Annotated in this window: 20 protein-coding genes and 1 pseudogene; 16 read left to right on the top strand and 5 right to left on the bottom strand. The window is 58.8% G+C overall.

The window, feature by feature from the left end; translation table 11 throughout:
• Nucleotides 1-2: 2 nt before the first annotated feature.
• From odhB to htpG, 10 genes are all read left to right on the top strand, one after another.
• Nucleotides 3-1,214: a 2-oxoglutarate dehydrogenase complex dihydrolipoyllysine-residue succinyltransferase gene (gene odhB / locus ACTV8E_RS05100; RefSeq protein ID WP_251836064.1), complete on the top strand. Its 1,212-nt coding sequence runs from the start codon at nt 3-5 to the stop codon at nt 1,212-1,214.
• A 77-nt stretch (nt 1,215-1,291) separates the two neighbouring features.
• The gene (gene lpdA, locus ACTV8E_RS05105; RefSeq protein ID WP_443198730.1) at nt 1,292-2,728 is read left to right on the top strand and encodes a dihydrolipoyl dehydrogenase; all 1,437 of its coding nucleotides are present in this window, start codon (nt 1,292-1,294) and stop codon (nt 2,726-2,728) included.
• Between the two features lie 256 nt (nt 2,729-2,984).
• Nucleotides 2,985-4,154 (top strand): ADP-forming succinate--CoA ligase subunit beta, encoded by a 1,170-nt coding sequence (sucC, locus tag ACTV8E_RS05110; protein WP_443198731.1) that lies wholly within the window; start codon nt 2,985-2,987, stop codon nt 4,152-4,154.
• Nucleotides 4,151-5,038 (top strand): succinate--CoA ligase subunit alpha, encoded by an 888-nt coding sequence (gene sucD, locus ACTV8E_RS05115; protein ID WP_443198732.1) that lies wholly within the window; start codon nt 4,151-4,153, stop codon nt 5,036-5,038. The genes sucC and sucD overlap by 4 nt, the downstream gene beginning before the upstream one ends.
• 352 nt (nt 5,039-5,390) lie before the next feature.
• The gene (brnQ, locus tag ACTV8E_RS05120; RefSeq protein ID WP_443198733.1) at nt 5,391-6,704 is read left to right on the top strand and encodes a branched-chain amino acid transport system II carrier protein; all 1,314 of its coding nucleotides are present in this window, start codon (nt 5,391-5,393) and stop codon (nt 6,702-6,704) included.
• Between the two features lie 56 nt (nt 6,705-6,760).
• Nucleotides 6,761-7,489, top strand: coding sequence for a DUF599 domain-containing protein (locus tag ACTV8E_RS05125; RefSeq protein ID WP_443198734.1), 729 nt, complete (start codon nt 6,761-6,763; stop codon nt 7,487-7,489).
• A 151-nt stretch (nt 7,490-7,640) separates the two neighbouring features.
• The gene (locus ACTV8E_RS05130; protein ID WP_443198735.1) at nt 7,641-8,105 is read left to right on the top strand and encodes a PaaI family thioesterase; all 465 of its coding nucleotides are present in this window, start codon (nt 7,641-7,643) and stop codon (nt 8,103-8,105) included.
• Nucleotides 8,102-8,548, top strand: coding sequence for a PaaI family thioesterase (locus ACTV8E_RS05135; protein WP_443198736.1), 447 nt, complete (start codon nt 8,102-8,104; stop codon nt 8,546-8,548). Before ACTV8E_RS05130 ends, ACTV8E_RS05135 begins: the two co-directional genes overlap by 4 nt.
• 35 nt (nt 8,549-8,583) lie before the next feature.
• Nucleotides 8,584-9,819, top strand: a complete 1,236-nt coding sequence (locus tag ACTV8E_RS05140) for an MFS transporter (RefSeq protein WP_443198737.1) — start codon at nt 8,584-8,586, stop codon at nt 9,817-9,819.
• A 96-nt stretch (nt 9,820-9,915) separates the two neighbouring features.
• Complete coding sequence (gene htpG / locus ACTV8E_RS05145) at nt 9,916-11,820, top strand: molecular chaperone HtpG (protein WP_443198738.1); 1,905 nt, start codon at nt 9,916-9,918, stop codon at nt 11,818-11,820.
• A gap of 134 nt (nt 11,821-11,954) precedes the next feature.
• On the opposite strand, the gene ACTV8E_RS05150 is transcribed toward htpG, so the two are convergent.
• Nucleotides 11,955-12,374 (bottom strand): OsmC family protein, encoded by a 420-nt coding sequence (locus tag ACTV8E_RS05150; RefSeq protein ID WP_443198739.1) that lies wholly within the window; start codon nt 12,372-12,374, stop codon nt 11,955-11,957.
• Between the two features lie 157 nt (nt 12,375-12,531).
• Between ACTV8E_RS05150 and ACTV8E_RS05155 the strand changes: the two genes are divergently transcribed.
• Complete coding sequence (locus tag ACTV8E_RS05155; RefSeq protein WP_443198740.1) at nt 12,532-13,185, top strand: thiopurine S-methyltransferase; 654 nt, start codon at nt 12,532-12,534, stop codon at nt 13,183-13,185.
• 63 nt (nt 13,186-13,248) lie between these two features.
• Here ACTV8E_RS05155 and ACTV8E_RS05160 read toward each other — a convergent pair whose 3' ends face one another.
• On the bottom strand, nt 13,249-14,079 hold the full coding sequence (locus ACTV8E_RS05160) for a methyl-accepting chemotaxis protein (protein ID WP_443198974.1): 831 nt from the start codon (nt 14,077-14,079) through the stop codon (nt 13,249-13,251).
• Between the two features lie 27 nt (nt 14,080-14,106).
• A pseudogene (locus ACTV8E_RS05165) lies at nt 14,107-14,883 on the bottom strand (cache domain-containing protein); the annotation flags it as partial.
• Between the two features lie 259 nt (nt 14,884-15,142).
• Between ACTV8E_RS05165 and ACTV8E_RS05170 the strand changes: the two are divergent.
• From ACTV8E_RS05170 to ACTV8E_RS05180, 3 genes are all read left to right on the top strand, one after another.
• A complete protein-coding gene (locus ACTV8E_RS05170; protein ID WP_443198741.1) occupies nt 15,143-15,973 on the top strand; it encodes an undecaprenyl-diphosphate phosphatase in 831 nt (276 codons plus the stop codon).
• A 139-nt stretch (nt 15,974-16,112) separates the two neighbouring features.
• Entirely contained in the window at nt 16,113-16,499 is a 387-nt protein-coding gene (locus ACTV8E_RS05175) for a DUF1294 domain-containing protein (RefSeq protein WP_443198742.1), read from the top strand.
• A gap of 76 nt (nt 16,500-16,575) precedes the next feature.
• On the top strand, nt 16,576-18,165 hold the full coding sequence (locus tag ACTV8E_RS05180) for an ABC-F family ATPase (RefSeq protein WP_251836048.1): 1,590 nt from the start codon (nt 16,576-16,578) through the stop codon (nt 18,163-18,165).
• A 190-nt stretch (nt 18,166-18,355) separates the two neighbouring features.
• Here the strand turns inward: ACTV8E_RS05180 and ACTV8E_RS05185 are convergent, their stop codons facing one another.
• Nucleotides 18,356-18,634 carry a peptidylprolyl isomerase gene (locus ACTV8E_RS05185; RefSeq protein ID WP_251836047.1) on the bottom strand — a complete coding sequence of 93 codons (279 nt, stop codon included), beginning with the start codon at nt 18,632-18,634 and terminating at the stop codon, nt 18,356-18,358.
• A 146-nt stretch (nt 18,635-18,780) separates the two neighbouring features.
• Between ACTV8E_RS05185 and ACTV8E_RS05190 the strand changes: the two genes are divergently transcribed.
• Nucleotides 18,781-19,005, top strand: a complete 225-nt coding sequence (locus ACTV8E_RS05190; RefSeq protein WP_443198743.1) for a VF530 family DNA-binding protein — start codon at nt 18,781-18,783, stop codon at nt 19,003-19,005.
• Nucleotides 19,006-19,093: 88 nt separating this feature from the next.
• On the top strand, nt 19,094-19,522 hold the full coding sequence (locus ACTV8E_RS05195) for a YciI family protein (protein WP_251836045.1): 429 nt from the start codon (nt 19,094-19,096) through the stop codon (nt 19,520-19,522).
• A 36-nt stretch (nt 19,523-19,558) separates the two neighbouring features.
• Here the strand turns inward: ACTV8E_RS05195 and ACTV8E_RS05200 are convergent, their stop codons facing one another.
• Nucleotides 19,559-21,514 carry an acetoacetate--CoA ligase gene (locus tag ACTV8E_RS05200; RefSeq protein WP_443198744.1) on the bottom strand — a complete coding sequence of 652 codons (1,956 nt, stop codon included), beginning with the start codon at nt 21,512-21,514 and terminating at the stop codon, nt 19,559-19,561.
• Between the last annotated feature and the right edge of the window lie 32 nt (nt 21,515-21,546).

Genomic DNA, 21,546 nt, shown 5'->3' on the forward strand with positions numbered 1-21,546 from the left:
AAATGGCTATTGAAATCAAAGCCCCGTCTTTCCCGGAATCGGTCGCCGATGGCACCGTTGCCACGTGGCATAAAAAGCCGGGCGAAGCCGTCAAGCGCGACGAGCTGATCGTTGACATCGAGACCGATAAGGTTGTGATGGAAGTGCTGGCCGAAGCCGACGGTGTAATTGGCGAAATCGTCAAGGGCGAGGGTGAAACCGTGCTGTCCGGCGAACTGCTGGGCACCCTGAACGCCGGTGCTGTTGCCGCAGCTCCGGCCGCTCCTGCTGCCGCCGCCGCGGCTGCTCCGGCAGCAGCGCCTGCTGCCGCTGGCGGTGAGCAGATCCTGTCGCCCGCTGCGCGCAAGATCGCTGACGAAGCCAACATCGACCGCAACAGCATTGCCGGCACTGGCAAGGGCGGTCGTGTCACCAAGGAAGACGCCGTTGCCGCTGCTGCTCAGCCGGCTGCCCCAGCAGCTGCCAAGCCGGCTGCTCCGGCCGGCGACGCGCCGATATTTGCCGCAGGCGACCGTGTCGAGAAGCGTGTGCCGATGACCCGTCTGCGTGCCAAGGTTGCTCAGCGCCTGGTCGAAGCACAGTCCACCATGGCCATGTTGACCACGTACAACGAAGTCAACATGAAACCGATCATGGACCTGCGCAAGAAGTACAAGGACCTGTTCGAGAAGAAGCACAATGGCGTACGCCTGGGCTTCATGTCCTTCTTCGTCAAGGCCGCTGTCGAGGCGCTGAAGCGTCAGCCGGGCGTCAACGCCTCCATCGACGGTAACGACATCGTTTATCACGGCTACCAGGACGTCGGCGTTGCCGTATCCAGCGACCGTGGCCTGGTGGTACCGGTGCTGCGTAACGCCGAGTTCATGAGTCTGGCCGAGATCGAAGGCGGCATCGCTGCCTATGGCAAGAAAGCCAAAGAAGGCAAGCTGACCATTGAAGAGATGACCGGTGGTACCTTTACGATCTCCAACGGTGGTGTCTTTGGTTCGCTGCTGTCCAGCCCGATTGTCAACCCGCCGCAGTCGGCTATTCTCGGCATGCACAAGATCCAGGAGCGCCCGATGGCCGTTGATGGCCAGGTCGTGATTCTGCCAATGATGTACCTGGCCCTGTCCTACGATCACCGTCTGCTTGATGGCAAAGAAGCCGTGACCTTCCTGGTGACCATCAAGGAACTGCTGGAAGACCCGGCACGCCTGCTGTTGGACATCTAATCGAAGATCGCACAAGGCAGAACCCGGCAAGACCGGGCTCTGCTGCTTCTGCCTGAAACATTCAAAGAGGAAACGTCATGAGTCAGAAATTCGACGTCGTTGTAATCGGTGCGGGCCCTGGCGGCTATGTGGCTGCGATTCGGGCTGCTCAACTGGGTCTGAAGACTGCCTTGGTCGAAAAGTACCAGGGCAAGGAAGGCAAGACCGCCTTGGGTGGCACCTGCTTGAACGTAGGCTGCATTCCTTCCAAGGCGCTGCTGGACAGCTCCTACAAGTTCCATGAAGCCCGCGAAGGCTTCAAGGTTCACGGCATTACCACCGGTGACGTCAACATGGACGTACCGGCGATGGTCGGCCGCAAGGACGTAATCGTCAAAAACCTCACCGGCGGTGTTGCGGCGCTGATCAAGAGCAATGGCGTGACCCTGTTCGAAGGTCACGGCAAGTTGTTGGCGGGCAAGCAGGTTGAAGTCACCAAGCTCGACGGCAGTGTTGAAATCCTGGCAGCCGAGAACGTGATCCTGGCCTCTGGCTCGAAGCCAGTAGACATCCCGCCGGCTCCGGTCGATCAGGACATCATCGTCGACTCCACTGGTGCACTGGATTTCCAGAGCGCTCCGGCCAAGCTGGGCGTGATCGGCGCGGGCGTGATCGGCCTGGAACTGGGTTCGGTATGGGCCCGTCTGGGTTCGGAAGTGACCGTCATCGAAGCCATGGACAAGTTCCTGCCGGCCGCCGATGATCAAGTTGCCAAGGAAGCCCAGAAGATTCTCACCAAGCAGGGTCTGAACATCCGTCTGGGTGCTCGTGTTACCGGCTCGGAAATCAAGGGCAAGCAGGTCACTGTGAAGTTTACTGACGCCGCCGGCGAACAGGAGCTGACCTTCGACAAGCTGATCGTCGCTGTGGGCCGTCGTCCAGTGACCGGCAATCTGCTGGCCGCTGACAGTGGTGTGACCATGGATGAGCGCGGCTTTGTGTTCGTCGACGACTTCTGCGCGACCAGCGTACCGGGCGTTTATGCCATCGGTGACGTGGTACGCGGTGCGATGCTGGCCCACAAGGCCTCGGAAGAGGGCGTGATGGTTGCTGAGCGTATCGCCGGTCACAAGACCCAAATGAACTACGACCTGATCCCGAGCGTCATCTACACCCACCCGGAAATCGCATGGGTCGGCAAGACCGAGCAGCAACTGAAGGCCGAAGGCGTTGACGTCAACGTCGGCGTCGCTCCGTTCGCGGCCAGCGGACGTGCGATGGCCGCCAACGAAACCGCTGGTTTCGTCAAGGTCGTTGCCGATGCCAAGACTGACCGCGTTCTCGGTGTGCATGTCATTGGCCCAAGTGCTGCCGAGCTGGTTCAGCAAGGCGCCATTGCGATGGAATTCGGCACCAGCGCCGAAGACCTCGGTATGATGGTCTTCTCGCACCCGACGCTCTCCGAGTCGCTGCATGAGGCGGCTCTGGCTGTAAACGGTCATGCCATTCACGTGGCTAACCGCAAGAAGCGTTAATAGCGAAAGGGTAGCGTCGCAGAATCTGATTCTGCGGTATCAGAATCCCCGAGGGCGTAAGCCCCGGGGATTTTTTGCTATCTGGATACGAGGGTTGGTTTTTTTACGTAGGACTCAGTAAAGTCTTTAGGTTTAGCGCGATAAACCGCTCTGGATTGACTATGTTTTCCCGATCAGCACGTCGGGAAGGGTGCCCTTAAAATAGGCGGCATCCCTTGCGCAATACCAACAATTCTCCAAAAGATGGTAGGTAAGCATGAATCTTCACGAGTATCAGGGTAAGCAGCTTTTCGCTGAGTACGGCCTGCCGGTGTCTAGGCATTTCGCCGTGGATACCCCGGAACAGGCTGCCGAAGCTTGCGACAAGATCGGCGGTGACATCTGGGTGGTCAAGGCCCAGGTGCACGCTGGCGGACGAGGCAAGGCCGGCGGCGTGAAGTTGGTGAAAAGCCGGGAAGAGGCCAGGGACTTCGCTGCCCACTGGTTGGGCAAGCGCCTGGTGACCTACCAGACCGATGCCAACGGCCAGCCGGTGAGCAAGATTCTCGTCGAGTCCTGCACCGATATCGCTCAGGAGCTCTACCTCGGTGCGGTGGTTGATCGCTCCACCCGGCGCATCGTATTCATGGCCTCCACCGAAGGTGGCGTGGAAATCGAAAAAGTTGCCCACGAAACGCCCGAGAAGATTCTCAAGGCGACCATCGACCCGCTGGTCGGCGCATTGCCGTTTCAGGGACGCGATCTGGCGTTTCAGCTCGGCCTGAAAGGTGACCAGATCAAGCAGTTCACCACGATTTTCCTGGGCCTGGCCAGGCTGTTCGAGGACTACGACCTGGCGCTGCTGGAAGTCAATCCGCTGGTGATCAAGGCCGACGGCAACCTGCATTGTCTGGATGCCAAGATTGGCATTGACGGCAACGCCCTGTACCGCCAACCCAAATTGCGTGGCATGCACGACCCGTCGCAGGATGATCCTCGCGAAGCTCACGCGAGCAAGTTCGAACTCAACTATGTAGCGCTCGATGGCAACATCGGCTGCATGGTCAACGGCGCTGGCCTGGCCATGGGCACCATGGACATCGTCAACCTGCACGGCGGCAAGCCGGCCAACTTCCTCGATGTCGGCGGTGGTGCGACCAAGGAGCGGGTCAGCGAAGCCTTCAAGATCATTCTTTCCGATAGCAATGTGAAGGCCGTGTTGGTGAACATCTTCGGCGGCATCGTGCGTTGCGACATGATTGCCGAGGGCATCATCGGCGCGGTGAAAGAAGTCGACGTCAAGGTGCCGGTGGTGGTTCGCCTGGAGGGCAACAATGCCGAGCTGGGCGCCAAGGTGCTGGCTGATAGTGGCCTTAACATCATTCCTGCATCCAGTCTGACCGATGCCGCCGTGCAGGTCGTCAACGCCGCGGAGGGCAACCAATGAGCGTCCTGATCAATAAAGACACCAAGGTTATCTGCCAAGGCTTTACCGGCTCGCAGGGCACGTTTCACAGCGAGCAAGCCATCGAGTACGGCACCCGAATGGTCGGCGGCGTAACGCCGGGCAAGGGTGGCACTACACACCTTGGGTTGCCGGTGTTCAACTCGGTCAAGGAAGCTGTGGAGGCCACTGGCGCCGACGCCAGTGTGATTTATGTGCCGGCACCGTTCTGCAAGGACTCGATCCTGGAGGCGGCGTTCGGCGGCATCAAGCTGATCGTCTGCATCACCGAAGGCATCCCGACCCTGGATATGCTCGAGGTCAAGATCAAGTGCGACCAGATGGGCGTGCGCCTGATCGGCCCGAACTGTCCGGGCGTGATCACGCCCGGCGAGTGCAAGATCGGCATTCAGCCTGGTCACATTCACATGCCCGGCAAAGTGGGCATTGTCTCGCGATCCGGCACGCTGACCTATGAAGCTGTGAAGCAGACCACTGACGCCGGTTTCGGCCAATCTACCTGCGTGGGTATCGGCGGCGATCCGATCCCGGGCTCCAGCTTCATCGACATTCTCAAGCTGTTCCAAGAAGACCCTCAAACCGAAGCCATTGTCATGATCGGCGAAATCGGTGGCAGCGCCGAGGAAGAAGCCGCAGCTTATATCAAGGCTAATGTGACCAAGCCGGTGGTCTCCTACATTGCCGGTGTTACCGCACCGCCCGGCAAGCGCATGGGGCATGCCGGGGCAATCATTTCGGGAGGCAAGGGTACGGCAGACGAAAAATTCGCAGCTCTACAGGACGCAGGGGTGACGACCGTGCGTTCGCTGGCTGATATCGGTAAGGCACTGGCCGAGCTGACGGGCTGGCCGATCAAGCAGGCCTGAGTCTGTTGCTGAATAGAAAGAGGCCACCCTTGAGGTGGCCTCTTTTTTTCTGACCAAATACGCGGGACGTGCTGGGTGGACTCCGGCACAATACCCCGTCACAGGCCTGTTTCGAGCTTGATCGTGATTGAGTTCACCGGAGCCTGTCGTACTCCACGCTTCACGCGTCAACTTGATCCGTATCAGGGCATATGTGTGCGTCGAGCAGCTAGGCTCTGCGACCTGGCCTGCCGCCTTCACAAGAGGTGGCCTGCTACCCGTTCCGTTCATCACGCGGAACCTGAGTTTCCCCCATCCTTCGGGAAGCCCCACGGACTCCTTATTGTTTTTTCTGGAAGTGGTACTTCTCTTCATGACTCGTTTTAAAGGTTCTGATCTTCTTGCCCTAGGCTTCATGACCTTCGCGCTGTTTCTGGGCGCCGGCAATATCATTTTCCCCGCCAGCGCCGGTATGGCCGCGGGAGAGTATGTCTGGAAAGCGGCATTGGGCTTTTTGCTCACCGGCGTCGGCCTGCCGTTGCTGACGGTGGTGGCGCTGGCGCGGGTCGGTGGCGGTATGCCGGCGCTCACTGCGCCGCTGGGCAAATGGGCGGGCACGCTGCTGGCGGTGGCTGTCTATCTGGCCATTGGCCCGCTGTTCGCCACGCCACGTACGGCCGTTGTCTCCTTCGAGATTGGCGTGGTGCCGTTCACCGGCGACAGCGCCTTGGCATTGTTCGCCTACACCTGTGTTTATTTTGGGGTTGTGCTGTTCCTGTCCCTCAAGCCTGGCCAGTTGCTGGACCGTGTGGGGAAAGTGATCACGCCGGTGTTGCTGATAGCCCTGATCTTGCTGGGTGTCGCAGCGGTATTCGCGCCAGCCGGGCCGGTCGGTGGTAGCGTCGAGGCCTATCAGGCTCAGCCGCTGATGAAAGGCTTCCTAGAAGGCTACCTGACCATGGATGCTCTGGGTGCCTTGGTGTTTGGCGTGGTGATCGCCACGGCAATCCGTGATCGAGGTGTGACCATGCCCAACCTGGTCACCCGCTATTCGATCATTGCGGTCATCATCGCCGGTACCGGCCTGGCGCTGGTCTATCTGTCACTGTTCTACCTCGGAGCTACCAGCCAGGCCATCGCCGGCCAGGCCAGTAATGGCGGGCAAATTCTCACGGCCTATGTACAGCAGACCTTTGGTAATCCTGGCTTGCTGCTATTGGCTGCGGTCATCATTCTGGCGTGCCTGACCACAGGGGTTGGGCTGATCACAGCCTGCGGCGAGTTCTTCAGTGAGCTGTTGCAGGTGTCCTACGCCAAGGTGGTATGGGTGTTCGTTCTGTTCAGCCTGCTGGTCTCCAACCAGGGGTTGAACGAGTTGATCCGAGTGTCGGTCCCCGTGCTGGTTGGTCTTTACCCCTTGGCGATTGTGCTGGTGGGTCTGGCTTTGGCGGATCGGCTGTGGCGTTCGTCAGCACGGGTGTTTCGTCCTGTGATGGGGGTCACGCTGCTGTTCGGCATCGTCGACGGCCTGGTTGCCGCCGGTTTTGATGCACTGGTCCCGGGCGTGTTCTCGCAATTGCCATGGGCTGAGCTGGGCATAGGCTGGGTGGTGCCGGTGCTGATTACGCTGCTGGTTGCTGTGGCGGTTGACCGAATGCTGCCAGGGCCGCTACGCACGCCGGCCTGATGCTGGGACAGGCCGGCCTATGGGTATAATCGTTCGGCATAGAAGGAGATTCCCCTATGTCGAATTTCGCGATAAACCTGCCGGACGTGCTGGCCTTTCTCTGGTTCACCTTGTGTTGGGCGGGGTATACCCGTTACGCGATCTGGAAGGGCAGGGACACCCCCTGCCTGGCCAGCGTGCTGCATTTGTATCGAGAAGACTGGATGCGGCGCATGTTGCTGCGTGACAACCGGATCGCCGATGCCAACGTGATCGGCAGTCTAGAACGCAACGCGTCATTCTTTGCATCGAGTACGCTGATCATCCTCGCCGGTGTGCTGACCGCCCTGGGCGCTTCGGAACAGGCCTTCTCGTTGCTGGCGGAACTGCCCTTGACCCAACCGGTGAGTCGTCAGCTGTCCGAGCTCAAGCTGTTGGCCCTGGCGTTGATTTTTGTCTATGCGTTCTTCACGTTCAGCTGGTGCATGCGTCAATACAACTTTGCCGCCGTACTGATCGGCTCGGCGCCTCTGATCGGTGAGCGCAATGTCAGCGACCAGGAGCGCAAGTCATTCGCCAATCGTTCCGCCAGGGTGATTTCGATGGCGGCCAATCACTTCAACTTCGGTTTGCGCGCCTATTATTTCGGCCTGGCTACCCTGACCTGGTTCATTCATCCCTGGGTCTACATGGGAGTTACCGCAGGCGTGGTACTGGTGTTGTATCGGCGTGAATTTCATTCAAAAGTCTTGCAGGTAATGCTCTACACACAGACTGCCGTAGACGATGAGCCGCGAGACGTCTGAGACGGCTCAGAGATCAGCGCAAGGTAGGTACGGTGAGGAGGGCGGTCATAGAGTGAGCGGCTGCTCGCGCCCCCTTTACGGATAGTTACATTGGTGAATCAACCCCTGCGCTATCATTTCGCCCCTTTTCAGCTGACGTGGTTGCTGTTGCATGAGTGACATTCTCATCGTTGAACGGGGAAAGCAGTTTCTGAATGCTTTGCGACATTGCCAAGTGCTTGGCTTGCGGATAATGCAGGCGGATGCCCAGGGCTTATCTCTGTGCTTGCCTTACAGCGAAAAAATCGTCGGCAATCCGGAGACCGGCGTGATCCACGGCGGGGCGATCACCACGCTCATGGACACCACCTGCGGAATTTCAACCGTCTGCTTCCTGCCTGAAATGGAAATCTGCCCGACCCTCGACCTGCGTATCGACTACATGCATCCGGCCGATCCGCATAAGGATGTCTACAGCTTCGCCGAGTGCTATCGGGTCACTCCGACGGTGATCTTCACCCGCGGCTATGCCTATCAGGATGATCCGCAGCAGCCAATCGCTCACGCAGTCGGCACCTTCATGCGCTTAGGCAAGGGCGCACACGTCAAGGCGGGTACGTTGAGGGACAAGACATGAGTCCGCAGAATTTTAACTCGCTGGTACAAGAAGCCAATGAGAAGAACGATTACTCGGCTCTGCTCGATCTGGTGCCTTATGCGCGGCTCATCGGCATCGAATGCCTACGCCTGGGAGACGATATGGTGTTCCGCCTGCCGACTAATGCCGACAATATTGGCAACCCGGTATTGCCGGCACTGCATGGTGGCGTTATCGCAGGTTTCATGGAACATGCGGCCATGTTGCACCTGCTGATGTTCATGGGTACGCCACATTTGCCGAAAATCATCGACTTCTCGATAGATTACCTGCGGGCCGGTCATTATCGTGACACCTACGCTTCATGCCAGGTGTGGCGTCAGGGACGCCGCGTCGCTAACGTGTCGATCACCGCCTGGCAAACAACGCAAACCGAGCCGATTGCCACCGCGCGCGTCCACTTCAAGGTCGACGAACCCTGACAGTAGGTAATGGCCGCATTTTTTAAGGATGTTTCATGGATGCCTTGCTGATCCTGGGCGGCCTGCTGCTGATCATGCTGTGCCTCGTCTGGCTAAGCCTGCGTGCCTTTTCAGTGAGCGTTGGCTGGGGCATTGCGAGCCTGGTGCCACCTTTGGGGCTTGCGTTTGCGTGGCGTCACTGGTCGCGAGGGCGTTTGCCGTTGTTCATCGGTGCGCTCGGCTGTGTGGTGCTGTTCAGTGGACTGAGCCAGTTGGCCAGCCGCGATACCGAGCGCCTGCGCGCCATTCTGTCCCTGCAGTGGCTACAGCCACCGCAGGCCCAACTGCAAACCACCCTGCAAGGCCAGCTCTGGGGTGAGAAGTTCAAGCCCGAGCAGGGCGAATTGATCAATGGCGTGTTGCGTCTGCGCGAAGGACGCGATTTTTTTGCCCGGCGTGAATTACTGATCCGCCTGCCGCAAGGCGAGGAAGAGCAAACGCTGCGCCTGGACATCCTTCCGCAGGATCACGTCGATGTGCCCGTGGTGGAAATCAGCCGCCTGTTGCCTGAGCAAAATCTGCCCGAAGCCCACCATCTTGAGCAGGGTTATACCTTGCACCTCCATCTGCAGCGCAAGGCGCCCAACCGCATGGTCGGTGATCTACACCTGGCCTTGCCGGCACCGTACCAGACGCGCTTGACCGGACGCGTCGAACTGTTTACCGATCACCTGCGTTATCGCGAAGATGGTCAGGTCGACACCCACTTCGACTCTGAGGACACCGTTCTGCATGTCATCGGTGATTACTTGCAGCGCCGTTTCGTACAGCCCGAAGTGGAAGTTTTGAGCATCTCGGGGCTGGACTGGTCAGCCCAATATCTGGATGTGCATGTGCGCGTGAAAATGGGTGCGCGCACCGTGCGTCTGCCCTTGAAAATGCAAAAACATCCTAACCATGGCTGGCAGGTTCTGGGTGACCGTTATCCAGAATTACCCGTGACCGCGACTCGGCCTCCGGCCTCGGTTCAGCTGAATGAACAGCGCCTGCGGTCGATAGCGTCTCCTCAGATGTCGAGCGACTTTTCCCTGGAGCGCCTGCAGGCGGCTCCAGGCGACTTCACCAATCGCCGGTTGCGGGTGCAGACCTTGCGCGGGCATGTCGCCGAAGGGGTCTTCCTGGGGCTGGATGAGGAGGGCCGAATGCAGATTCGCCAAGTGCGGGGAGGGCCGGGTGAGGTACGGTTCAATCTGGCCACCCAGGAAATCCAGCGCATCGAATTGTTGCAGTAATAAACTCCAAGCCCTTGAAATGGCTGGTGGTGACCCCATTTGCTGGGTTATCCGTCGCAACTGCGATCCGTACCATCCACGTGGAGTTTGATGACCATGAGTGTGGAAACTCAAAAAGAAACCCTGGGCTTCCAGACCGAAGTGAAGCAGATGCTTCACCTGATGATCCATTCCTTGTACTCCAACAAGGAAATTTTCCTCCGTGAACTGATTTCCAACGCGTCCGACGCCGCCGACAAGCTGCGCTTCGAGGCGCTGGCCAAGCCCGAATTATTGGAAGGCGGCGCCGAGCTGAAAATTCGTCTGAGCTTCGACAAGGACGCCAAGACCGTCACCCTCGAAGACAACGGCATCGGCATGAGCCGTGAGGATGTTATTTCTCACCTGGGCACCATCGCCAAGTCCGGCACTGCCGACTTCATGAAAAACCTCTCCGGTGACGCCAAGAAGGATTCCCAGCTGATTGGCCAGTTTGGCGTGGGCTTCTATTCGGCCTTCATCGTCGCCGACAAGGTGGATGTCTACAGTCGCCGTGCCGGTACGCCCGCCAGCGAAGGCGTGCACTGGTCATCGAAAGGCGAGGGCGAGTTCGACGTTGCCACCGTCGAAAAAGCCGAGCGTGGCACACGCATCGTCCTGCACCTGAAGAGCGGTGAAGAAGAGTTCGCCGACGGTTGGCGCCTGCGCAACATCGTCAAGAAATACTCCGACCACATTGCCTTGCCCATCGAATTGCCTAAAGAGCACGTTGGGGAAGAGAAGGACAAACCTGCGGAGCCCGAGTGGGAAACCGTCAACCGCGCCAGTGCGCTGTGGACCCGCCCGCGTACTGAAGTGAAGGACGAGGAGTACCAGGAGTTCTACAAGCACGTCGCCCATGACTTCGAAAATCCGCTGACCTGGAGTCACAACAAGGTCGAGGGCAAACTCGAATACACCTCGCTGCTCTACGTGCCGGGCCGTGCGCCGTTCGACCTCTACCAGCGTGAAGCGCCCAAGGGCCTGAAGCTCTATGTGCAGCGCGTGTTCATCATGGACCAGGCCGACGAGTTCCTGCCGCTGTACCTGCGCTTTATCAAGGGCGTGGTCGACTCCAACGACCTGTCGCTGAACGTCTCTCGCGAAATCCTGCAAAAAGATCCGGTCATCGACAGCATGAAGTCGGCGCTGACCAAGCGCGTGCTGGACATGCTGGAGAAGATGGCCAAGAACGAGCCCGAGCAGTACACCGCGTTCTGGAAAGCCTTTGGTCAGGTGCTCAAGGAAGGTCCGGCGGAAGACTTTGCCAACAAGGAAAAGATCGCCGGCTTGCTGCGCTTTGCGTCCACCCATGCCGGTTCCGCCGAGCAGTCGGTATCCCTGGCTGACTATCTGGGCCGCGTGAAGGAAGGCCAGGACAAGATCTACTACTTGACCGGCGAGTCCTACGATCAGGTGAAGAACAGCCCGCACCTGGAAGTGTTCCGCAAGAAAGGCATCGAAGTGCTGCTGCTCACCGATCGTATTGATGAGTGGCTGATGAGCTACCTGACGGAGTTCGACGGCAAGCAGTTTGTCGACGTGGCCCGTGGCGACCTGGATCTGGGCAACCTGGATTCGGAAGAGGACAAGAAGGCCCAGGAAGAAGTCGCCAAGGCCAAAGAAGGGCTGGTCGAGCGGCTGAAAACCACGCTGGGCGAACAGGTTGCCGACGTTCGCGTCTCGCACCGCCTGACCGATTCGCCGGCAATTCTTGCCATCGGCGAGCAGGATCTGGGACTGCAGATGCGCCAGATCCTTGAAGCCAGCGGACAGAAAGTGCCTGACTCCAAGCCGATCTTCGAATTCAATCCGCAGCATCCGCTGATTGAGAAACTGGATGCCGAGGCCGACGAAGACCGCTTCGCCGACCTTTCGCGCATCCTTTTCGATCAAGCTGCCCTGGCGGCGGGCGACAGCCTCAAGGATCCGGCTGCTTACGTGCAGCGCCTTAACAAGTTGCTGGTAGAGTTGTCGGCCTGAACCTGTCGGATCAGCCTTGCGGGTTGATTCGTCAAGCAAAGTCAAAAACCGCTGTCCCGTTTGGGACGGCGGTTTTTTTATCCTTCGAATGCATGGACCTGCGCGGCGCTGTTCCGATACGAGGTGCAGCACCGCTACTGGCTGAACGCTCCTTGGCTGAGCCGGGTTTCAATGCTCACTTCAACCTGGGTCATGAGTTTATGCAGGGGGCAGCGATCAGCAACTCGTTTCAATTCGGCGCGCTGTTCGTCAGTCAGATTACCCCTGAGAGTGAGCTCGACCGTCATCGGGTAAAAACCTTCCTTCTCGCGACTGGAGTCGTGGCTCACCTCGACACTGACGCCTGTCAGCGGAATATCGTGCTGGCGGGCGTAGTGGGTCACGGTGAGAGCCTTACAGGCGCCCAGGGCTGCGTCGAAATAGTCGTGTGGCTCTGGTGCGCTGCCTTCGCCACCCATTGATTTGGGCATATCAGTGATCAGTTCATGCTCTTCATCCACCATGATGGTATGGCGATAGCTGTCACTGGATTGAGTGGTGACCATGATGCTCATGACGAATCCGCTCCATTTACTGGGTGTCAGAAGTAGAACCTGTATCGCCTGCTGTCGTTCCACGACTATGGACGTGGGACAATCTGGCTCTGCGGGTGGGCTATGAGGAGTGCCTGCGCTCAGTTGATTTTCATACAGCCCTTAAGGGATATGGACCATGCATGAAGATTTTTGGCAGGCTCGCTGGAGTCGCAACGAAATCGGCTTCCACCTGAACAAGGTAAACCCCTGGCTCGAGCAATTGTGGCCAACGTTGCAGCTGGAGGCAGGGGCGCGTGTGCTGGTGCCGTTGTGCGGCAAAAGCCTTGACCTGTCGTGGCTGGCGGGCCAAGGCCATGCGGTGCTGGGCGTCGAGCTGGCGGAGACGGCGGTACGGGCATTTTTTACCGAGCATGGCTTGCAGCCAGAGATTAGCCAGACGGGGGCATTCACCCGTTACCAGAGCGGATTGATCGAGCTTTGGTGCGGCGATTTCTTCGCGTTAACTGCTGACGATGTAGCTAACTGTCGCGCCTTCTACGATCGGGCGGCGCTGATTGCCATGCCTGCTGAGATGCGCGAGCGCTATGCGGCCCATCTCACGGCCATCCTGCCCGGGACCTGCAGCGGTTTGCTGGTCACTCTCGACTATGCCCAGGAAGAAAAGGCGGGGCCGCCCTTTGCGGTGAGTGAAGCAGAGGTGCGGCGCTTGTTTGGCGCCGCCTGGACAGTCGAGTGGATGGCACAGAAGGATGTGCTTGAACTCAACTGGAAGTATCACCAGCAAGGTCTGACCCGCCTGGAAGAAGCAGCCTACCGGATTTGGCGCTAGGGATTGGGCCTATACCCAGTGAAAAAGCCCCGCCACGCCAATCAGCGCGACGGGGCAAGGGTCTTACAGCCGGAACTGCCCCAGCTGCTTGTTCAACTGGCCAGCCAACTGCTCCAATTGCTGGCTGGCACTGCTGGTCTGATTTGAAGTTTCGGCTGTGTCATGGGCCAAGCTGGCGGCCTGGGTGACATTGCGGTTGATGTCGTCGATCACATGGGATTGCTGCAGCGTGGCGCTGGCGATCGAGGAGTTGGTGTCTGCCAGGGTGCGAAGACTCTGAGCAATCTGGCTCAGGCTGTCACGGGCCTGGCCGGCCTGTTCAACGGTGAGTTGTGTGGCCTGGCTGCTGTCCTGAATGACGCGTACCGCTGCGATGGAGTTGCTTTGCAGCCGCTCGATCATGGCCTGGATTTCCGACGTCGACTGCTGGGTGCGTTGGGCGAGCAGGCGCACCTCGTCGGCAACGACGGCGAATCCACGTCCCTGTTCACCGGCGCGTGCGGCTTCAATGGCGGCATTCAGAGCGAGCAGGTTGGTTTGCTCCGCAATGCCGCGAATGACCTCGACGACACTGCCGATCTGCGTACTCTCGCCCGCCAAACCCTGCATGACGTCCACGGCCTCGGAGATGGTGGTGGAAAGGTGATCGATCTGCTGCAGGCTTTGGTCAATGTTGTGCTGGCCCTGGGATGCCAGGCTTTCTGCCTGCTTCACTTCTTCTGCAGCCTGATCCGCATTTTTGGCTACATCCTGCACGGCATAACTGACTTCGTTGACTGCCGTGGCCACCTGCTCCATCTGTTCGGACTGTTGCTGGCTGGTTTGCTTGGCGTTGTTGGCGACCGTGCCCAGGGAGTGCGCGGACTGGTCCATTGAGCGCGCAGCGGTGAGCATCTGTTGCACAGTGCCATGGAGCTTGCCGGTAAAGGTGTTGAAATGACGAGCCAGGTTGGAGATTTCATCGCGCCCGCGAGCATCCAACTGGAGGGTCAGGTCGGCTTCGCCACTGGCGATATTGGCCATGGCTTCGACCGCCTCGTTTACCGGCCGTACAATGCTGCGGGCTATGAGCGCCAGTAACAGCGCCATCAACAAGGTGATACCCAGGCCGGTAGTTGACGCCGCAATGCTCTGCGACAGGAACTGCGCCTCTACATCATCGGTATACACGCCCGTGCCAAGCACCCAGCCCCAGGGTTCGAACAGCTGTACATAGGAGGCCTTGGGAACCGGCGCGTCGGCACCTGGCTTTGGCCAGCTGTAGTTCACTGAGCCGGCTTGCTGCTTGCGTACCACCGCGACCATTTCGTTGAACAGCAGTTTGCCATTAGGGTCTGCGTATTCTTTCAGCGATTGGCCGTCCAGTTTCGGGTTGGTCGGGTGCATGACCATGCGTGGAAACAGGTCATTGATCCAGAAATAGTCGTTGTCGCCATACCGCAACTTGCCAACCTGCGTCTTGGCCAATTCCTGCGCCTTTTCGCGGCTCAGCAGTCCTTCGGTTTCCAGCAGATGAAAATGGCTGAGAATGCCAATGGCGCTCTCTACCAAATGCTGATTTTTTTCTGCCTTGTTGCTGTGCAGGTCCTTGTTCAGCTGATTAAGCTGAAGTGCCCCCTGCAAGACCAACATGACGATCGAGACGGCGAGGATCAGCCAGAGACGATGTCGAATGCGAAGATTGCGTAGAGATATCATGGGGGGGTTAACTCTTATAAAAAACTATTTATAAGTTGCAGAATACGAGCGTCGTAATCGGCTAACTTGCCCTGAATCAATGAATGAGCCTGCGGCTGCTGTGACATAAAGTCCATGAGCCTTTAGACGAAGCCGCCGCATGCAGGTCTGCTTCTGGTAGGATTTCCGCCGGCCGCTGGGAGGGAGACCTGCCGGCATCTTTTCCCACGTATTTTTTGAGTTTGCCCGTGTGGCAAGGCCGCGCGGACTAGGGAGCTTTATGGATCTTTGGATTGCCGTTCAGGCGTTGATATTGGGTATTGTCGAAGGACTCACCGAGTTTTTGCCGGTATCGAGCACGGGACACCAGATCATCGTCGCGGACCTGATCGGCTTTGGTGGTGAACGTGCTCTGGCGTTCAATATCATCATCCAGCTGGGCGCGATCCTCGCGGTGGTCTGGGAATACCGCCGCAAGATATTGGATGTGATGGTGGGGTTGCCCAAGGAACGCTCGGCTCAGCGTTTCACTGCCAATCTGTTGATCGCTTTTTTGCCCGCAGCCGTGATCGGGGTGATTTTTTCCGACCTGATCCACGATTTTCTGTTCAATCCCATTACCGTGGCCACCGCGCTGGTCATTGGCGGGGTGGTGATGCTCTGGGCGGAAAAACGTAGCCACGCCATCCAAGCCGATACGGTCGATGACATGCATTGGACCCATGCGCTGAAAGTCGGCTGCGCCCAGTGCCTGGCATTGATTCCCGGTACCTCGCGTTCGGCCTCGACAATCATTGGTGGCCTGCTGTTTGGTCTGTCGCGCAAGGCGGCGACCGAGTTCTCTTTTTTCCTGGCCATGCCGACCATGGTGGGGGCGGCGGTGTACTCCGGCTACAAGTACCGTGATTTGTTCCAGCCGGGCGATCTGCCAGTTTTCGCCATCGGCTTTGTCACCTCGTTTATTTTCGCCATGCTGGCCGTGCGGGCCTTGCTCAAGTTCATCGCCAGTCACAGTTATGCATCCTTTGCCTGGTACCGCATTGGTTTTGGCCTGCTGATCCTCGCCACCTGGCAGTTCGGCGTTATCGACTGGAGCACGGCGCAGGGCTAAGACCGTTGAAAACTACCCACGTTGGCGATACGTCGTTAAAAGCAGCCTCAGAATGCTCATTTAGGACACCTAAACTGTGCTTCTTCGGCTGTTTTTGCCTCGTCTTGCCTGCCTCGCCTACGTTTTCAACAGCCTTATAATGGGCAGGCGGATAAAAGCCGGGCGGGGCAGGGCGTTGAAATGGCTGGCCTTCGGCTTGCTCTGCGCCTTGCCGCTGTATGGTTCGCTACGGGTCTGGTGGGTGTGGGACGCTCCCTGGATTCTGACGCTCTACGGGGTGGCCAGTCTGCTGATGTTTGCTCTCTATTGGCATGACAAGCGTCGCGCGCGTGTGGCCGGCTGGCGTGTGCCGGAAAACCTGCTGCACCTCGGTGAACTGCTCGGCGGTTGGCCTGGCGCGCTGCTCGCCCAGCAAAAGTTTCGCCACAAAACCCGCAAGCAATCCTTTCAACTGGTGTTCTGGGCCATCGTGCTAGTGCATCAACTGTTCTGGGTCGAGCGGCTGGTGTTGCCACTGGGAGGCTGACCACCCTGACCGAGCATAAACACGCTACAATCGCGCCCTTTTTGCGCTCGCGCGTGCTCAAGCAGGATCCAGATTCGTGATTTCAACCGCCAATATCACCATGCAGTTTGGCGCCAAGCCTCTGTTCGAGAATGTTTCCGTCAAATTCGGCAATGGCAACCGTTATGGCCTGATCGGTGCCAACGGTAGCGGCAAGTCGACTTTCATGAAAATTCTCGGCGGCGAGCTGGAGCCCTCTGCGGGTCAGGTGATGCTCGAACCCAATACTCGTCTGGGCAAACTTCGTCAGGATCAGTTCGCCTACGAAAACTTCACCGTGATCGACACGGTGATCATGGGCCATGAACAGTTGTGGAAGGTCAAGGCCGAGCGCGATCGCATTTATTCGCTGCCGGAAATGACCGAAGAAGATGGCATGGCCGTGGCGGAGCTGGAGACCGAGTTTGCCGAGATGGACGGCTATACGGCCGAGTCCCGCGCGGGTGAACTCCTGCTTGGTCTGGGCATTCCGCTGGAACAGCACTTTGGTCCGATGAGCGAAGTGGCGCCGGGCTGGAAGCTGCGGGTGCTGCTCGCCCAGGCACTGTTTTCCGATCCGGATGTGCTGCTGCTCGACGAGCCGACCAACCACCTGGATATCAACACCATCCGTTGGCTGGAAAGCGTCCTTACCGCACGCAACAGCACCATGATCATCATTTCCCACGACCGCCACTTCCTCAATAGCGTGTGCACCCACATGGCGGATCTGGATTATGGCGAGCTGCGCCTGTTTCCGGGCAACTACGACGAGTACATGACGGCCGCCACCCAGGCGCGTGAACAACTGCTCTCCGACAACGCCAAGAAAAAGGCCCAGATCGCCGAACTGCAGACTTTCGTCAGCCGCTTCTCGGCCAACGCCTCGAAAGCCAAACAGGCCACCAGCCGCGCCAAACAGATCGACAAGATCCAGCTGGCCGAGGTCAAACCGTCCAGCCGCGTGAGCCCCTTCATTCGCTTTGAGCAGACCAAGAAGCTGCACCGCCAAGCCGTAACCGTGGAGAAGCTCAGCCAGGGTTACGACGGCGTGCCGCTGTTCAGCAACCTGAACCTGCAGATCGAGGCGGGTGAGCATGTAGCCATTATCGGCCCCAACGGTATCGGCAAAACCACGCTGCTGCGTACGCTGGTCGGCGAAGTCCCGCCGATGAGTGGCGAAGTGAAGTGGACCGAGAGTGCTGAGGTCGGCTACTTCGCCCAGGATCATGCCGACGCCTTTGAGGACGATGTCACCCTGTTTGACTGGATGGGACAGTGGACTCAAGGCGGCGAGCAACTGGTGCGCGGCACCTTGGGCCGCATGCTGTTCTCCAACGATGACATCCTCAAGTCCGTGAAGGTGATTTCCGGGGGAGAGCAGGGCCGCATGCTGTTCGGCAAGCTGATCCTGCAAAAGGCCAACGTGCTGATCATGGACGAACCGACCAACCACCTGGATATGGAGTCGATCGAGGCGCTCAACCTGGCGCTGGAGAACTATCCGGGCACGCTGATCTTCGTCAGCCATGATCGTGAGTTCGTCAGTTCCCTGGCCACCCGCATCATTGAGTTGTCGGAAGATGGCGTGACCGATTTCAGCGGGTCCTACGACGATTACCTGCGCAGCCAGGGCGTTGTGGTTTAACCGACGCTAGAGCTCCGCATCCATAAACAGAAAAACCGGCTTGTGCCGGTTTTTCTGTTTATGGACCGGTAGTTCATGTGCAGCGCTGCGTCGATGGATACCATTCACTTAATACCACCCCTATACCGGCGTTGGACGTTTCACGAACCTCCGCGTGAGAGCCCGGTTGATCAGTGGAAGGGGCGTGTGCTCAGTCGCGGTAAAAGACCTGAACCAGGTGATAACCAAACTGGGATTTCACCGGGCCGTGGACGATGCGGATGGGTTTCTTGAAGATTACCTGGTCAATTACCCTGACCATCTGCCCGGGCCGGACTTCGCCCAGGTCGCCGCCACGTTTTGCGGAGGGGCAAATAGAGTGTTTTCTGGCCAGCACATCGAATGCGTCGCCATTGGCCAGGCGCTTCTTCAACTGCTCGGCTTCTGCTTCGGTCTTGACCAGGATATGGCGCGCCATGGCTTTGGCCATGTGGGTTCTCCTCGATTCCGGGGTCGGCATTCTGCCGGCTTCCCGCGTGGTGCTCAACGCCAGGCAACCGAACATGGTAATAGAGTGGGCTAGGCGCACAGAGTCCGGTCCACTAAGCTGCCAACTTTATTCAGTTGAAGTGCCACATGAAACCCGCCGCGAACAATCCTCTGCATGGCGTCACCCTGGAAACTCTGCTTACCGAACTGGTTGGTCACTACGGATGGCCAGGGCTGGCGCAACGCGTCGATATCCGTTGCTTTAAAAGCGATCCGAGTATCAAGTCGAGCCTGACCTTTCTGCGCAAGACGCCCTGGGCACGCGAGAAGGTCGAATCCCTGTATATCCAGTTGCGCAAATCGAAGTCCTGATCCAACGCTGTCGATTCCACTTCGTCCTGTTCGACTAAGTGCACGGGCCGCTCAGCCGGTCTCAACCAAACCGACAGGAGGCAAAGCCATGCGCGTTATGGTGATTGTCAAAGCCGACCCAAGCTCCGAAGCGGGCATTATGCCCAGCGAGGAATTGCTGACCGCCATGGGTCGTTACAACGAAGAGTTGGCCAAAGCCGGCGTGTTGCTGGCCGGAGAAGGCTTGCAGCCCAGCTCGAAAGGCGCTCGGGTTAGGTTTTCCGGCAGCCAGCGTACCGTGATCGACGGGCCCTTTGCGGAAACCAAAGAGCTGATTGCGGGCTTCTGGATACTTCAGGTGTCCTCTTTGGCCGAGGCCATTGACTGGGTCAAGCGATGTCCCAACCCGATGCCTGGCGACTCGGAGATCGAGATCCGACCGATTTTCGACGTGGAGGATTTTGGCGAGGCACTTACTCCCGAATTGCGCGAGCAGGAACAGCGAATTCGGGCACTGGCCGCTGGACGTTCGGATTGAATGTCAACCACAACCGGGTCTGAGCTGCCGGGTCGCTCAGTCCCGTAGTTGCGGTAGATCGCGGAACAGCTCCAGCGCCTGGGGGTTGGCCAGGGCATCGGTATTCTTCACCGGCTGGCCGTGCACCACATTGCGCACGGCCAGCTCGACGATCTTGCCGCTGAGCGTGCGAGGAATGTCCGCGACCTGGATGATCTTCGCCGGCACATGTCGCGGCGAGGTATTGGCACGGATCACCTGGCGGATACGGGTCTGCAGTTCGTCGTTCAATAACAAGCCGTTGCGCAAACGTACGAAGAGCACCACGCGCACATCGCTCTGCCATTCCTGGCCAATAGCGATGGCCTCCAGTATGTCCTCGACCTTTTCAACCTGGCGGTAGATCTCCGCCGTGCCAATGCGCACGCCGCCGGGGTTGAGGACGGCATCGGAACGGCCGTGAATTACCAGACCGCCATGGATGGTCTCTTCGGCATAATCGCCGTGGGCCCAGATGCCGGGATAGGTCTCGAAATAGGCTGACTTGAAGCGGCTTCCCTGCGGGTCGTTCCAGAAACCCACTGGCATCGACGGAAAATGTCGAGTGCAGACCAGCTCGCCTTTCTCGCCAATCACGTGTTGGCCTTGCTCGTTCCACACCTCGACCGCCATGCCCAGGCCCTTGCATTGCAACTCGCCACGCCACACGGGCAAGGTTGGATTGCCCAAAGCGAAGCACGAAACGATATCGGTGCCGCCGGAAATGGATGACAGACACAGGTCGGCTTTGATCCCGCGGTACACGTAGTCGAAACTTTCGTGAGCCAAGGGCGAGCCGGTGGACAGAATGGCTTTCAGGCGGCTGAGGCGGTGGGTATCGATGGGCTTGGCGCCGGCTTTCTGCAGAGCGGCCAGATAGCGGGCGCTGGTGCCGAAAATGCTGATGTCCTCGCTGTCGATCAGATCGATCAGGCGTTCCGGAGCGGGGTGGAGGGGCGAGCCGTCGTACAACACCAGGGTAGCGCCCTGGCTCAGCCCGGATACCAGCCAGTTCCACATCATCCAGCCACAGGTGGTGAAATAGAACAGGGTGTCATCCGGTCGCAGATCGGTATGTAGCCCCAGTTCCTTCACGTGTTGCAACAAGGTGCCGCCCACGCTGTGCACAATGCATTTCGGCACGCCGGTGGTGCCGCTGGAATACAGGATGTACAGCGGTTGGGCGAAGGCGACTGGCGTAAAGCTAGGCTCACCGCCAGGCTGGTAAACGTCTTGCCACAGCACAACCCGCGCCGCGGTGTTGAATTCGCCAGCCCGCGCTTCGGGGCGGGCGTAGGGCACCAGGATCAGCAGTTCCAGCGTCGGTAGTTCGGCAAGGATTTCGTTGAGCTTGCTGGTCAGGTCGAGGGTCTTGCCGGCGTAGCGATAGCCGGCACAGGCCAGCAGCACCTTGGGTTCGATCTGGCCGAAACGGTCTATCACACCGTGAGTACCGAAATCCGGTGAGCAACTGGACCAGGTCGCACCCAGGCTGGCGGTGGCGAGCATGCCCACCACCGTCTGCCAGGTATTGGGCATGACGGCGGCAACCCGGTCACCAACCCCGACGCCTGCTTCACGCAAACTCTCATGCAGACCGGCGACATGCCTGGCCAGCTCGGCATAACTGAGCTGCTCGCGCGTTGCGTCTTCGCCCACGGCCACCAGCGCCGGATGATCGTCGCGGCGGCGCAGCAGGTGTTCAGCGAAATTCAGCGTGGCGCCGGGAAACCAGCGCGCATCAGGCATAGACGTGCCTTCGTCGAGCACGCTCTGGGGCTGCTCGTGAAAAGCAATCTGAAAGAACTCAACAATGGACTGCCAGAACTCGGCGCGGTGTTCCACGCTCCAAGCATGCAGAGTGGGGTAATCGGGTAGCGATTGGCCGTGGCGCTGCTCGACATATCGTCGGAACGCCTCCATTCGGGTATTGGCAATGTGCTCAATAGAGGGAGACCAGAGGGGCGCAGGCATGGGAAAGGCCTCAGTGTGCAATTTCTTGTTGG

The organism is Pseudomonas sp. B392_1p, assembly GCF_052245235.1.
In the GTDB taxonomy this organism is placed as follows: Bacteria; Pseudomonadota; Gammaproteobacteria; order Pseudomonadales; family Pseudomonadaceae; genus Serpens; species Serpens gallinarum.

What these genes read in the sequence shown, in the direction of transcription:
- htpG (WP_443198738.1), top strand. Translation starts at nt 9,916, where the DNA reads ATGAGTGTGGAAACTCAAAAAGAAACCCTGGGCTTCCAGACCGAAGTG.
- ACTV8E_RS05160 (WP_443198974.1), bottom strand. Translation starts at nt 14,079, where the DNA reads ATGCTCACCGCTGCGCGCTCAATGGACCAGTCCGCGCACTCCCTGGGC.
- sucD (WP_443198732.1), top strand. Translation starts at nt 4,151, where the DNA reads ATGAGCGTCCTGATCAATAAAGACACCAAGGTTATCTGCCAAGGCTTT.
- ACTV8E_RS05185 (WP_251836047.1), bottom strand. Translation starts at nt 18,634, where the DNA reads ATGGCCAAAGCCATGGCGCGCCATATCCTGGTCAAGACCGAAGCAGAA.
- ACTV8E_RS05135 (WP_443198736.1), top strand. Translation starts at nt 8,102, where the DNA reads ATGAGTCCGCAGAATTTTAACTCGCTGGTACAAGAAGCCAATGAGAAG.
- lpdA (WP_443198730.1), top strand. Translation starts at nt 1,292, where the DNA reads ATGAGTCAGAAATTCGACGTCGTTGTAATCGGTGCGGGCCCTGGCGGC.
- ACTV8E_RS05125 (WP_443198734.1), top strand. Translation starts at nt 6,761, where the DNA reads ATGTCGAATTTCGCGATAAACCTGCCGGACGTGCTGGCCTTTCTCTGG.
- brnQ (WP_443198733.1), top strand. Translation starts at nt 5,391, where the DNA reads ATGACTCGTTTTAAAGGTTCTGATCTTCTTGCCCTAGGCTTCATGACC.
- ACTV8E_RS05200 (WP_443198744.1), bottom strand. Translation starts at nt 21,514, where the DNA reads ATGCCTGCGCCCCTCTGGTCTCCCTCTATTGAGCACATTGCCAATACC.
- sucC (WP_443198731.1), top strand. Translation starts at nt 2,985, where the DNA reads ATGAATCTTCACGAGTATCAGGGTAAGCAGCTTTTCGCTGAGTACGGC.
- ACTV8E_RS05130 (WP_443198735.1), top strand. Translation starts at nt 7,641, where the DNA reads ATGAGTGACATTCTCATCGTTGAACGGGGAAAGCAGTTTCTGAATGCT.
- ACTV8E_RS05190 (WP_443198743.1), top strand. Translation starts at nt 18,781, where the DNA reads ATGAAACCCGCCGCGAACAATCCTCTGCATGGCGTCACCCTGGAAACT.
- ACTV8E_RS05170 (WP_443198741.1), top strand. Translation starts at nt 15,143, where the DNA reads ATGGATCTTTGGATTGCCGTTCAGGCGTTGATATTGGGTATTGTCGAA.
- ACTV8E_RS05140 (WP_443198737.1), top strand. Translation starts at nt 8,584, where the DNA reads ATGGATGCCTTGCTGATCCTGGGCGGCCTGCTGCTGATCATGCTGTGC.
- ACTV8E_RS05150 (WP_443198739.1), bottom strand. Translation starts at nt 12,374, where the DNA reads ATGAGCATCATGGTCACCACTCAATCCAGTGACAGCTATCGCCATACC.
- ACTV8E_RS05155 (WP_443198740.1), top strand. Translation starts at nt 12,532, where the DNA reads ATGCATGAAGATTTTTGGCAGGCTCGCTGGAGTCGCAACGAAATCGGC.
- odhB (WP_251836064.1), top strand. Translation starts at nt 3, where the DNA reads ATGGCTATTGAAATCAAAGCCCCGTCTTTCCCGGAATCGGTCGCCGAT.
- ACTV8E_RS05195 (WP_251836045.1), top strand. Translation starts at nt 19,094, where the DNA reads ATGCGCGTTATGGTGATTGTCAAAGCCGACCCAAGCTCCGAAGCGGGC.
- ACTV8E_RS05175 (WP_443198742.1), top strand. Translation starts at nt 16,113, where the DNA reads ATGGGCAGGCGGATAAAAGCCGGGCGGGGCAGGGCGTTGAAATGGCTG.